Raw genomic sequence first — 12,354 nt, 5'->3', positions numbered from 1 at the left:
ATATGGAATACTTGAAGATCGACGGAGAATTTCCGCGCCTTTCAAAGAGTGCGGTGACACTTGGAAAATTTGACGGCATACACCGTGGACACCAGAAACTGGTGGAGAAGATCCTGGAACAGAAAGAAAAAGGTCTGCAGACAGTCCTTTTTTCTCTTGGCATCGGCAGTCAGATGATCTTTACAAAAGAGGAACGATGTCAGCTTCTTGAGAAAGCAGGCGTGGATGTGCTGATCGAATGTCCGCTGGATAACCGGATCCGTCATATGAAGGCGGAAACCTTTATTAAAGAAATCCTGGTGGGAGATCTTCAGGCGGAGCATGTTGCAGTGGGAGAAGATTTCAGGTTCGGGTATGAACGCAAGGGAACACCACAGCTTCTGGAGACTATGGGAAGGAAGCTTGGTTTTACTGTGGATGTTGTTCCGAAAGAAATGGAAGGCCGCAGAAAGATCAGCAGTACATTTATCCGTGAGGAACTGAAAAAGGGAAATATGGAAAAGGTTAATGATCTGCTGGGAATCCCCTTTTTTGTGGACGGTGTGATCGAACATGGAAGAGGAATGGGACATAAGGTCCTTCTTCCCACTACCAATATCGTTCCTGCAAAAGAAAAGCTGATGCCGCCAAATGGCGTTTATGATACAGTGTCCCATTTTAAGGACAGAACCCTTTGCGGGATCACAAACGTAGGATATAAACCAACCATCGGAGAGAAATTCCTGGGTGTTGAGACCTATCTTTTTGACTGTGAGGAGGATCTGTACGGAGAGCCCTGCAGAGTGGAATTCTTTCATTATTCCAGACCGGAGAAGCGCTTTTCGTCCATAGAAGCACTAAAGCAGCAGCTCCTGAAGGATGCAGAAAAGGGAAAGGCTTATTTCCGCAGCCTCGAAAAATAAAAACTTTCGGGAAAAACTTTTCGAAAAAACAGTTTACAGGTCAGAAACCGTGTGCTATACTGTTCGAGGTGAAAAAAGCCAGTATTCAGAAGCCGGAGACTCCGACCACTTCTTAATACCCGGCGTTTAATTAAAATTTCAAGGAGGAAACAACAATGATTTCTAAAGAGAAGAAAACAGCGATCATGAAAGAGTATGCAAGAACAGAGGGTGACACAGGTTCACCGGAGGTTCAGGTTGCAGTTCTTACAGCAAGAATCCAGGAGCTCACAGAGCATCTTAAAACACACCACAAAGATCATCATTCCAGAAGAGGTCTTCTGAAAATGGTAGGTCAGAGACGTGGCCTTCTTGCTTATCTTAAGAAAACAGACATCGAAAGATACCGTGCACTGATTGAGAAATTAGGTTTAAGAAAATAATTGCTACGGGAGGGGCGGATGATTCCATCCGCCCCATTTTAACATGTGTGATAAACACAGACGGAATTACCGCAGGAGTGATTTCCGAGACTACTGAAAAGCCCATTTCCGGTCGAGATCTTTTTCAAAGGAAGTGGTCTTTTCAGTTGTTTCGGGCTCCTGTCAGATATTAATATAATAAGAAAAGGAGAACGAATATGTACAAAAGTTATTCCATGGAACTTGCAGGAAGAACACTGACTGTAGATATCGGACGTGTAGCAAAACAGGCCAATGGTGCTGCTCTTATGCACTATGGTGATACTACAGTCCTTGCTACTGCTACCGCATCCAAAGAGCCGAGAGAAGGGATCGATTTCTTCCCGTTAAGCGTTGAGTATGAGGAGAAGATGTATGCAGTAGGAAAGATCCCGGGAGGCTTCAACAAGAGAGAGGGTAAGGCAAGCGAGCATGCAATCCTTACATCCCGTGTTATCGACCGTCCGATGCGTCCGCTGTTTCCAAAGGATTACAGAAATGACGTAACTCTGGTAGATATGGTTATGTCTGTTGATCCGGAATGCAATCCGGAGATCCCGGCTATGCTTGGTTCTTCCATTGCAACCTGTATTTCTGATATCCCATTTGACGGTCCATGCGCAACCACACAGGTTGGTATGATCGACGGCGAGTTTATCATCAACCCGACACTTGCACAGAAGGCAGTTTCTGATCTTCAGCTTACGGTTGCTTCTACAAGAGAGAAGGTTATCATGATCGAGGCCGGAGCTAATGAGATCCCGGAAGATAAGATGATCGAGGCTATCTACAAGGCTCATGAAGTGAACCAGGAGATCATCAAATTCATCGACCAGATCGTAGCAGAGTGCGGAAAAGAGAAACATTCCTACGAGTCCTGTGCAGTACCTCAGGAGCTTTTTGATGAGATTAAGAAGATCGTTCCTCCGGAAGAGATGGAGGTTGCCGTATTCTCTGACGACAAGCAGACACGTGAGAATAACATCAGCGAGATCACTGATAAGCTGAAAGAAGCTTTTGCAGACAATGAGGAATGGCTTGCCGTTCTCGGTGAGGCTGTATATCAGTACCAGAAGAAGACTGTCCGCAAGATGATCCTCAAAGATCATAAACGTCCGGATGGACGTGAGATCAGACAGATCCGTCCGCTGGCTGCAGAGACAGATATCATCCCGAGAGTTCATGGTTCTGCCATGTTCACAAGAGGACAGACTCAGATCTGTACCGTTACTACACTTGCTCCTCTTACAGAGGCACAGCGTCTTGACGGACTGGATGAGTTTGAGACATCCAAGAGATATATGCACCACTACAACTTCCCGTCCTACTCTGTAGGTGAGACCAAGCCTTCCAGAGGACCGGGACGTCGTGAGATCGGTCACGGAGCACTTGCTGAGAGAGCACTGGTACCGGTACTTCCTACAGAGGAAGAATTCCCATATGCAATCCGTACCGTATCTGAGACATTTGAGTCCAACGGCTCCACATCCCAGGCAAGTATCTGTGCATCTACTATGTCACTGATGGCTGCCGGTGTACCGATCAGAAAACCGGTTGCAGGTATTTCCTGCGGACTTGTTACAGGTGAAACAGACGATGATTACATCGTTCTTACAGATATCCAGGGCCTTGAGGACTTCTTCGGAGATATGGACTTCAAGGTAGCCGGAACACATGACGGAATCACAGCGATCCAGATGGATATCAAGATCCATGGTCTTACAAGACCGATCGTTGAGGAAGCGATCCGCAGAACAAAAGAGGCAAGAGAATATATCCTGACAGAAGTTATGGAGAAATGTATCGACAAGCCTCGTACAACTGTTGGGGAGTTTGCTCCGAAGATCATCCAGATCCAGATCGACCCGCAGAAGATCGGTGATGTAGTCGGACAGAGAGGAAAGACTATCAACACGATCATCGAGCGTACAGGTGTGAAGATTGACATCACAGACGACGGCGCAGTTTCTATTTGCGGAACAGACCAGAAGGGTATGGATGAAGCAAAACGTATGATCGAGATCATCACTACCGAGTTTGAGGCAGGACAGATCTTTACAGGACGCGTGGTCAGCATCAAAGAGTTTGGCGCATTCCTTGAGTTTGCACCGGGCAAGGAGGGAATGGTACACATTTCCAAGATCTCCAAACAGAGGATCAACCGTGTTGAGGATGTTCTCACACTTGGCGACAAAGTTAAGGTTATCTGCCTTGGCAAGGACAAGATGGGAAGAATCAGCTTCAGCATGAAGGATGTACCGGAAGAAGCATAAATGATGAGATACCACAATATTACCAAGGACGATATGTTAAACGGAGACGGACTTCGTGTAGTGCTCTGGGTAGCCGGCTGTTCACACGGCTGCCGGGAGTGCCAGAATCCCATTACTTGGGATCCGAATGGAGGCCTGCCCTTTACGGACAGCGAGCGAGCCGAGATATTTGCAGAGCTGGACAAGGATTATATCAGCGGGATCACCTTCTCGGGAGGCGATCCTCTGCATCCTTCCAATATCGCTGAGGTAACAGCTCTTGCACGAGAGATCAGAGAGAAGTATCCGGATAAGACGATCTGGCTGTATACGGGTTCTCTCTGGGAAGAAATCCAGCAGTACGAGATCATCCATTATCTGGATGTATGCGTGGACGGGGAATTTCAGGTGGACAAGAAAGAGGTTCGTCTGAAATGGAAAGGCTCCTCAAATCAGAGGGTGATCGATGTACAGGCGTCACTTCGTGAGAACCGTGTGGTTCTGTACACGGAGTGATCAGAGGTTTTTTTGAAATTACCTATTGGGAGTGGAACGAAAAATGAAAAGAATTGCGAAATTTCACAAGGTAAGTTTTGAACAGTTTGCAAAGGACTGGAAGGATACCTTTGAACAGTATTCAGAAGAGGAGATCCGGAATATCTACGACAGTCTGAAGCTTCCGAAGAGAGCTACGACCGGAAGTGCAGGATATGATTTTTATGCACCTGTGGATGTGACCATGAAGCCAGGTGAGATCGTAAAGATACCGACCGGTATCCGTGTAGAGATGGAAGAGGGCTGGGTTCTGAAATGTTATCCGAGAAGCGGACTGGGATTTAAATTCCGGCTGCAGTTGAATAACACCGTGGGGATCATTGACAGCGATTATTTCTTTTCCGACAACGAAGGTCATATCTTTGCCAAGCTGACTAACGATACAAGAGAAGATAAAACGATCCAGATCCCGGCGGGAACCGGTTTTATGCAGGGGATCTTTGTGGAATACGGAATCACCGTGGATGACGATGCAGATGCAGTAAGAAACGGCGGCTTCGGAAGTACCACAAAATAAAACAAAAGCCCGGAAGGCGGAGGTGTGAAGACCACATACATCCGCTTTTCCGGGCTTGTTTTGTGTAATTACTATCTTTGGTGAATGGCTTGTTTAGCTGAGAAGTGTGTCGGTTTCCTCGTCTGCACGTGCTTTTTCCACGACTGCGTTAAAGGCATTTGCGGCAGCGTCGTACTCTTCATCATCTTCAATGTTTGCCAGCATCGGATCGCCGTCTGCTGTGCGGGAGAAACTGTAGAGATAAACTTCACCGGTCTCATTCTGGCCGTTCTCATCCAGTGGGAGAAGTGCGATATATTCTTTGTTCTCTACAGGGAAAATAGTAAGGATGGCACATTCTACCTCAGTATCATCATCCATAGTCAGGGTGATGGTATGATGTGCTTCATCTACTTTGCTTTCGCAGTTAGCTGTGCAGGAAGCGCAGTCGCTTGGTGCACATCCGCTTTTGTTAAATTCATCACTCATAAAAAAATCCTCCGTTCTGCTGCTGCCTGTAAATAAGAGGGCAGCTCTGCATGATATAGAGAACATTTTAACAGATATGACGTAGAACAGCAACAAAATATTTGAGAGCCTGAGAAAACTTTCAAAATATTTTTTGCTTAATCCGACAATGTGAGATATAATAAAAATATGACGAAAAAATGAGGAGAAAATATAAAAATATGAAATTTATTTCCTGGAATGTAAATGGGATCCGGGCCTGTATCACCAAGGGCTTTGAGGAACGCTTTCATGAGCTGGATGCGGATATTTTCTGTCTGCAGGAGACGAAATGCCAGCAGGGACAGGTGAAACTGGAACTTCCCGGATATCATCAGTACTGGAACTACGCAAACCGCAGAGGCTATTCAGGTACAGCCATTTTTACAAAGAGGGAGCCATTGTCTGCAGTTTACGGGATTGGGATAGAGGAGCATGATAAGGAAGGACGTGTCATCACACTGGAATTCGAAGAGTATTATTTTGTGACTGTATATACTCCCAACTCCCAGAGCGAGCTCCGCCGTCTGGAATATCGTATGAAATGGGAAGAGGATTTCCTGGCTTATCTTCTGAAACTGCAGGAGAAGAAACCGGTGATCTGTTGTGGCGACCTTAATGTGGCACATCAGGAGATCGATCTCAAGAACCCGAAGACCAACCGCAAAAATGCAGGCTTTACGGATGAAGAGAGAGCCTGCTTTAGCAGAGCCCTTGAGAGTGGCTTTATTGATACATTCCGCTATTTTTATCCGGATAAAGAAGGCGTTTATTCCTGGTGGTCCTATCGTTTCCGTGCACGAGAGAAGAACGCCGGCTGGCGTATCGACTATTTCCTTGTTTCCCCTTCCCTGAAAGAAAAGCTTCAGGATGCGAAGATCCACGGAGAGATCATGGGATCCGATCATTGCCCGGTTGAGCTGGATATTGATCTGTGACGGATCCGGCGAAAAGGATTTCTATGGATTTGAATAATAAAAAGAGAAAAGGAGGAGTTGCCTTGGCAAGCCGCAGATTAGGTCGAGTGGAGAAAGGTCAGCCGCTGATACTTGGAGCCAACAAAATGGAGGGCGGTTATAATTTTGCAGTGGAGGCATCGGAGGATTCTGAAGTATCCCTGCTTTTATATAAAAAAAGAGGAGCTGCCGCACCGGTGGAGATCGTTTTTCCAAAGGATTTCCATACAGGACGTGTGTGGGCACTGAAGCTGTGCAGTGCTTCTCTGAGGGATTTTGAATATAATTATAAAATAGACGGAGAGATCGTGCAGGATCCGTATGCATACGGACTTCACGGGAGAGAGCATTTCGGAGTACCTTACGATCCGGAAAAGGAGGTCCGCTGTCGCTTCCTTAATGAGAATGTTTCCGGCTGGGAAAATGAAACTGCACCGGCAGTAGAATATGAAAATATGATCCTGTACAAGCTTCATGTCCGTGGTTATACGAAGCTTGCCAGAAAGATGGTTTCCCATAAGGGGACTTTTCTTGGCCTGACAGAGATGATCCCTTACTGGAAAGAACTTGGGATCAATGCCATTGAACTGATGCCTGCCTATGAATTCTGTGAGGTTCCGATCAGTAAATCGAAGGAAGGCAGTGAACACATCAAGACCCGTCGAAAGGAAAATGTAGTGAATTACTGGGGCTATGCATCCGGCTTCTATTTCAGCCCGAAGAGTGCTTACTGTAGCACCAGAGAACCGGAGCAGGAATTTCGGTATATGATCCGGGAGCTGCACAAGAACGGCATTGCCTGTATCATGGAATTCTATTTTCCAGAGGAAACAGACAGCCTGATGGCTCTTCGAGCTTTGCAGTTCTGGAGAGATTTTTACCATGTAGATGGATTTCATGTGCTGGGAGAGGGCTTTAACCGGGAGATGCTTCTTCGGGATGGAATCCTTTCCGGAGCAAAACTGATCTTCCAGGGCTTTGATTTTGATCATTTTTACAGAGGAAAGCTTCCGGCCAGACGTTGCGGAGCGGAGAGCAATATGAATTTTCTCCAGGATATGCGCCGTTTCCTGAAAAGCGATGAAGGTATGGTGGAGGCTGCAGCATGGCATATCCGTCATAACAGCGAGAATCATGGAGTGATCAATTACATGGTCTGCCAGGACGGATTTACCATGAATGACCTGGTGAGCTACAATTATAAACATAACGAGGCCAATGGCGAAGGCAATCAGGACGGAAGCAGCTATAATTATTCCTGGAACTGCGGCGTGGAAGGCCCTACCCGTAAGGTTTCCGTCCGTCAGATGAGGGAACGCCAGATCAAAAATGCCTTTCTGATGATGCTGCTGAGTCAGGGTGTTCCCATGATCTATCACGGCGATGAATTCGGTAATTCCCAGAGCGGAAACAATAATGCCTACTGTCAGGATAATGCTACCGGCTGGACAGACTGGAAGGGCCTTTCCAGAAACCAGGGACTGAGGGAATTTGTAAAGGATGCCATTGCTTTTCGTAAGGCCCATCCTGTTCTTCATATGCCGGTGGAACTGAAAGGGGTAGATTATCTGACCAAGGGGTTCCCGGATGTGTCTCTTCACGGGGAACGTGCCTGGTATCTGAGCTATGAGAATACCAGCAGGCTTCTTGGTATGATGTACTACGGAGCTTATGCAAGGGAAAAAGAGGATCTGGAGGCTGCAGAGGATGATTTTATTTACATCGGCTATAATTTCCACTGGGAAAACCGGAGCCTTGCTCTGCCCAATCTCCCGGAAGGCATGTGCTGGAAAAAAATCGCAGATACCTCTCTTCACGGAACAGGATTCTGTCTGGAGGAGGAAGAAGAATATAAAAAATCAATCGAAATAGGCCCCCGCGCCATTGTGGTATTGCTGGGCAGACAGGAGGCGGAGAAAGATGCGATCATGGCACCCGTGGCTGCACTTCAGGACCATCACGAGGCATAAGCTTCTGGTGATGAAATATTGTTTTCGTATCGGGTTATATAAGCAGGGGTTGCTTCATGACCTGTCCAAATATTCCCCGACGGAATTTCTGGTAGGCTGTAAATATTATCAGGGGACAAGAAGCCCCAACAACGCGGAACGTGAGGCAACCGGCGTATCCATGTCCTGGCTGCACCATAAGGGAAGAAACAGACACCATTTTGAACATTGGGTAGACTATTCCCTTGACGGTGAGCATGTGATCATGGGAGCCAGAATGCCCAGAAAATATGTGGCGGAAATGGTCATGGACCGGATCAGTGCATCCAGAAACTATCTGGGAGAGGAATATACCTATCATGAACCATTGCAGTATTTTCTGAAAAGCAAGGAGAAGCTGTGGTTTATCCACCCACAGACAAAGAAAGAGCTGGAGGGACTTCTCCGGATCCTGGATAAATACGGAGAGGATAAGACCCTGTGGTATATCCGCAATGTATATCTATGTGATAACCGCGGAAAAAAAGTGAAAAGCCCTGGGAAAAAGCTTCGAAATCACAGATAGGGGTGTATTTTTGGCAGGTTGTCTGATATAATATTCAGATATCAGGAGGAAGAATGAATGGATACACCAACAATTGCGAAATACTATAGAGAGAAAGATCCCATGGAGCGCCTGAAGCTTCTGGAGCAGTCCATTGCAGCAGGAGAAGAACCGGAAGAAAACAGGATCCGCAAGGAACTCTGGGAGATCCGTTACAGCGATAAAGCTGAGACTGGTGATACCAGGGCAGACGGTTATCTCGGTCTCTGGATGACCATGGAGTTTAACCGGAATTCCGCTTCCAGATTCTTTGGTACAAGAAGTGCGAAGAAAGAGATAGGCAAGTATCTTAAGAAGCTGAAATTTCAGGAGTTCCAGGAAAAGGGCGGTCTTTATGAGGAGCTTCTTTACCGGGAATGCTGTCATCTGGTTCTGGTCTACATGGATCTCTGTCAGACAGATAAATCCTATAACACAATGATTTTCGGCCTGATCCACATCAAGGAGGACAGTGCGAAGGCCAAGGTCCAGAGAGACATCAGGGAAACAGCTGTGGAGCTTCCGGCTAATCTTGGAATGGAAGCTGAGCTTGGAATCATCACAAGAGCTGCCAGAGAGATCTACAGGCAGTATTATCCCAACGAAGGAAACATTTAGGAGGCCGGAGCGCTTCCGTTTCAGGCTGTCTGACTACTCAGGCAGCCTTTTGTTGCCATGCATCCGATAAAATATTCTGAGATTTTTTGAACGAAGATCCATGTCGGGTGTGAAGAGAAACATTCAGGAGGTTACTATTTTATGAATCCCAATCATCTGAACGCATATGAAGTCCTGAAGGAAGAGGAGCTTCAGGATATTCATTCAAAAGGATGGCTTCTGAGACACAAAAAAACAGGAGCCAGAGTGATGCTCATCGAGAATAGTGATGAGAATAAGGTTTTTAACATTGCATTCCGTACACCGCCGAAAAACAGCACAGGTGTTGCTCATATATTGGAACACAGCGTACTGTGCGGCTCCAGGGAATTTCCGCTTAAGGATCCTTTTGTGGAGCTGGTAAAAGGTTCTCTTAATACCTTCCTTAATGCCATGACCTATCCGGATAAGACCTGCTACCCGGTAGCAAGCTGTAATGACCGGGATTTCCAGAATCTGATGCATGTATATCTGGATGCGGTATTTTATCCGAATATTTACAAAAAAGAAGAGATCTTCCGTCAGGAAGGCTGGAACTACCATCTGGAGAAAAAAGAAGGCCCGCTGAAATACAACGGTGTCGTTTACAATGAAATGAAGGGTGCTTTTTCCTCACCGGATGATGTTCTGGAGAGAGAAATCATGAATTCGCTGTTCCCGGATACAACCTATGGCTGTGAGTCCGGCGGAGATCCTGTAAATATTCCGGATCTCAGCTATGAGGAATTTCTGGATTTCCACAGACAGTACTATCATCCGTCCAACAGCTTTATCTATCTCTACGGAAACATGGATATGGAGGAGAAGCTGGAATTTCTTGACAGCCATTATCTGTCTGCCTTTGATTCTCTTGTCATTGATTCCGAGATCCGGAATCAGGAAGCCTTTGCTCAGGTAAAGGACATCCAGAAGTCTTATCCGGTATCAGAGGATGAGGGAGAAGAGGATAACACCTATCTTTCCTACAATATGGTTGTGGGTGAAGCGGCAGATATCAACCTGAGTCTTGCTTTCGAGGTTTTGGATTATGCTCTCTTAAGCGCACCGGGTGCACCACTGAAGCAGGCACTTCTGGATGCAAAGATCGGCAAAGATATCTACGGCTCCTTTGAGGACGGTATCAAGCAGACCTATTTCTCCATTGTGGCAAAGGGAGCAAACTTAAGTCGGAAAGAGGAATTTATAAAGGTGATCCGCGACACTCTCACAAAGATCGCAGAGGAGGGAATTGATAAAAAGGCAGTAACAGCCGGGATCAATTACTATGAATTCCGTTTCCGCGAAGCAGATTTTTCTTCCTATCCGAAGGGGCTGATGTATGGCCTGGATATTTTAAGCAGCTGGCTTTATGATGATACGAAGCCGTTCTGTGAGGTGCAGCTTCTGGAGGGCTTTGAGTTCCTTAAGAAAGCCCTGGAAGAGGGATATTTTGAGGAGCTGATCCGAAAATATCTTCTGGGCAACACTCATGGTGCGATCCTTTCCCTGGTACCGGAGAAGGGCCTTGCAGCAAAGAGGGATAAGGAACTGGAAGAAAAGCTGGAGAATTACAGAAAGAGCCTTTCTGATGAAGAGCTTACCCGGATGGTAGAGAATACCAAAGCGCTGGAGGCTTATCAGGAAGCGGAGGAAGCTCCGGAAGCGCTGACCTGCATCCCCATGCTTTCCAGAGAAGACATCAAAAAAGAGATCACAGGGCTGACAAACGAGGAGCACCATGTGGAGGACAGCTTGTTTCTGTATCATGATGTGTGCACCAATGGTATCGGTTATGCGGATCTTCTTTTTGAGATCCATGACTTTGATGTTGATACAGTCCATTATCTGGGACTTCTGAAATCTGTGCTTGGTGCAGTGGATACGGAGAATTACACTTATGGCGAGCTGTTTAATGAAGTGAATGCGAGAACCGGCGGTATTGCCTATGGGATAGAGGTTTTTGATGATGCCCAGGATACCGATGCATTCCGTGCCATGTTTGCCGTAAGAGGAAAAGCGTTATATCCGGAGATGGATTTCATGTTTTCCATGATCCGGGAGGTTCTTACAACTTCGAAGCTGGATGACACCAAACGTCTCTACGAGATCATTGCCAGAGTGAGATCCAGAGCCCAGGCCAGCCTTGCAAGTGCAGGCCATTCCACCGCCGTTCTCCGTGGTGCTTCCTACGCATCTCCGATGGCGGCATTCCAGGATGAGATGGCAGGAATCGGATATTATCAGTTTATCGAAAAACTGGAGAAGGATTTTGACAGCTGCAAGGATGAGATCGTGAAAAATCTCCGTAAGGTGATGGAAGAGGTCCTTCGTCCGGAGAATTTCTGTGTAAGCTATACCGGAGAGAGAGAATCTCTGGATGTAGTAAAAGCACAGGCTGCCGGGATCAAAAAAGTTTTGTTTAACGGACAGAAGCCGGAGTCTGTGAAGCAGGCCCCCTGCATAAAGAAAAACGAAGCCTTCAAGACCTCCGGCCAGGTCCAGTATGTGGCACAGAACGGAAACTTCCGCAAAAAAGGCCTGGAGTATACCGGTGCACTGGAGATCCTGAAAGTGATCTTAAGCTACGATTATCTCTGGATCAACCTTCGTGTAAAGGGTGGAGCGTATGGCTGCATGAGCGGCTTTAAGAGAAACGGAGAGAGCTTCCTGGTATCCTACCGTGATCCCCATCTAAAGAGAACCCTGGAAGTATACCAAGGAGTGCCGGATTATATCCGTGCCTTTGAGGCAGACGAGCGTGAGATGACAAAATATATTATCGGAACGATCAGCAACAAGGATGTGCCGAGAACTCCGCAGATGCAGGGAAGTATCTCAAAAACCGCATATTTCTCCAATGTTACAGAGGATATGCTCCAGAAGGAAAGAAATCAGATCCTCGGAGCGCAGAAGGAGGATATCCAGAAACTGGCAGCTCTTGTAGAAGCAGTACTTTCCGATGATCAGATCTGCGTAGTAGGAAGTGAGACTGCAATAGAGAAGGCGGAAGATGTATTCATGGAAGTGAAGCCACTGATCGGCTGATGAGAAACAAAGCCTGCTGTCCGTTAAATGGGA

Annotated in this window: 11 protein-coding genes; 10 read left to right on the top strand and 1 reads right to left on the bottom strand. The window is 46.6% G+C overall.

The window, feature by feature from the left end; genetic code table 11:
• Nucleotides 1–2 precede the first annotated feature (2 nt).
• From ABCM67_RS02425 to ABCM67_RS02405, 5 genes are all read left to right on the top strand, one after another.
• Entirely contained in the window at nt 3–902 is a 900-nt protein-coding gene (locus ABCM67_RS02425) for a bifunctional riboflavin kinase/FAD synthetase (RefSeq protein WP_118625419.1), read from the top strand.
• A 155-nt stretch (nt 903–1,057) separates the two neighbouring features.
• Nucleotides 1,058–1,324 carry a 30S ribosomal protein S15 gene (gene rpsO, locus ABCM67_RS02420; RefSeq protein ID WP_015525801.1) on the top strand — a complete coding sequence of 89 codons (267 nt, stop codon included), beginning with the start codon at nt 1,058–1,060 and terminating at the stop codon, nt 1,322–1,324.
• 197 nt (nt 1,325–1,521) lie between these two features.
• Complete coding sequence (locus ABCM67_RS02415; protein ID WP_015525802.1) at nt 1,522–3,615, top strand: polyribonucleotide nucleotidyltransferase; 2,094 nt, start codon at nt 1,522–1,524, stop codon at nt 3,613–3,615.
• Nucleotides 3,616–3,618: 3 nt separating this feature from the next.
• A complete protein-coding gene (nrdG, locus tag ABCM67_RS02410) occupies nt 3,619–4,110 on the top strand; it encodes an anaerobic ribonucleoside-triphosphate reductase activating protein (protein WP_044961222.1) in 492 nt (163 codons plus the stop codon).
• A gap of 43 nt (nt 4,111–4,153) precedes the next feature.
• Nucleotides 4,154–4,666 carry a deoxyuridine 5'-triphosphate nucleotidohydrolase gene (locus ABCM67_RS02405; protein WP_015525804.1) on the top strand — a complete coding sequence of 171 codons (513 nt, stop codon included), beginning with the start codon at nt 4,154–4,156 and terminating at the stop codon, nt 4,664–4,666.
• Between the two features lie 93 nt (nt 4,667–4,759).
• Here ABCM67_RS02405 and ABCM67_RS02400 read toward each other — a convergent pair whose 3' ends face one another.
• Nucleotides 4,760–5,134 carry a DUF1292 domain-containing protein gene (locus ABCM67_RS02400; RefSeq protein ID WP_147603654.1) on the bottom strand — a complete coding sequence of 125 codons (375 nt, stop codon included), beginning with the start codon at nt 5,132–5,134 and terminating at the stop codon, nt 4,760–4,762.
• 200 nt (nt 5,135–5,334) lie between these two features.
• On the opposite strand from ABCM67_RS02400, the gene ABCM67_RS02395 reads away from it, so the two are divergent.
• From ABCM67_RS02395 to ABCM67_RS02375, 5 genes are all read left to right on the top strand, one after another.
• Entirely contained in the window at nt 5,335–6,090 is a 756-nt protein-coding gene (locus ABCM67_RS02395) for an exodeoxyribonuclease III (protein WP_147603655.1), read from the top strand.
• A gap of 62 nt (nt 6,091–6,152) precedes the next feature.
• Entirely contained in the window at nt 6,153–8,078 is a 1,926-nt protein-coding gene (locus ABCM67_RS02390) for a Type II secretory pathway, pullulanase PulA and related glycosidase (RefSeq protein ID WP_243148556.1), read from the top strand.
• Nucleotides 8,029–8,622 carry a DUF5662 family protein gene (locus ABCM67_RS02385; RefSeq protein ID WP_021977109.1) on the top strand — a complete coding sequence of 198 codons (594 nt, stop codon included), beginning with the start codon at nt 8,029–8,031 and terminating at the stop codon, nt 8,620–8,622. The genes ABCM67_RS02390 and ABCM67_RS02385 overlap by 50 nt, the downstream gene beginning before the upstream one ends.
• 57 nt (nt 8,623–8,679) lie before the next feature.
• The gene (locus tag ABCM67_RS02380; RefSeq protein WP_021977108.1) at nt 8,680–9,258 is read left to right on the top strand and encodes a DUF6553 family protein; all 579 of its coding nucleotides are present in this window, start codon (nt 8,680–8,682) and stop codon (nt 9,256–9,258) included.
• 141 nt (nt 9,259–9,399) lie between these two features.
• Nucleotides 9,400–12,321: an insulinase family protein gene (locus ABCM67_RS02375; protein WP_147603657.1), complete on the top strand. Its 2,922-nt coding sequence runs from the start codon at nt 9,400–9,402 to the stop codon at nt 12,319–12,321.
• Nucleotides 12,322–12,354: the final 33 nt, after the last annotated feature.

Origin of the sequence: Blautia sp. 2227st1_G12_2227SCRN_220401, from assembly GCF_039062885.1 — a bacterium.
Taxonomy (GTDB): domain Bacteria; phylum Bacillota; class Clostridia; order Lachnospirales; family Lachnospiraceae; genus Blautia_A; species Blautia_A fusiformis.
Note: the sequence above shows the minus strand (reverse complement) of the source record. Positions and strands in the feature narration are given on the sequence as shown.

What these genes read in the sequence shown, in the direction of transcription:
- ABCM67_RS02425 (WP_118625419.1), top strand. Translation starts at nt 3, where the DNA reads ATGGAATACTTGAAGATCGACGGAGAATTTCCGCGCCTTTCAAAGAGT.
- rpsO (WP_015525801.1), top strand. Translation starts at nt 1,058, where the DNA reads ATGATTTCTAAAGAGAAGAAAACAGCGATCATGAAAGAGTATGCAAGA.
- ABCM67_RS02415 (WP_015525802.1), top strand. Translation starts at nt 1,522, where the DNA reads ATGTACAAAAGTTATTCCATGGAACTTGCAGGAAGAACACTGACTGTA.
- nrdG (WP_044961222.1), top strand. Translation starts at nt 3,619, where the DNA reads ATGAGATACCACAATATTACCAAGGACGATATGTTAAACGGAGACGGA.
- ABCM67_RS02405 (WP_015525804.1), top strand. Translation starts at nt 4,154, where the DNA reads ATGAAAAGAATTGCGAAATTTCACAAGGTAAGTTTTGAACAGTTTGCA.
- ABCM67_RS02400 (WP_147603654.1), bottom strand. Translation starts at nt 5,134, where the DNA reads ATGAGTGATGAATTTAACAAAAGCGGATGTGCACCAAGCGACTGCGCT.
- ABCM67_RS02395 (WP_147603655.1), top strand. Translation starts at nt 5,335, where the DNA reads ATGAAATTTATTTCCTGGAATGTAAATGGGATCCGGGCCTGTATCACC.
- ABCM67_RS02385 (WP_021977109.1), top strand. Translation starts at nt 8,029, where the DNA reads ATGCGATCATGGCACCCGTGGCTGCACTTCAGGACCATCACGAGGCAT.
- ABCM67_RS02380 (WP_021977108.1), top strand. Translation starts at nt 8,680, where the DNA reads ATGGATACACCAACAATTGCGAAATACTATAGAGAGAAAGATCCCATG.
- ABCM67_RS02375 (WP_147603657.1), top strand. Translation starts at nt 9,400, where the DNA reads ATGAATCCCAATCATCTGAACGCATATGAAGTCCTGAAGGAAGAGGAG.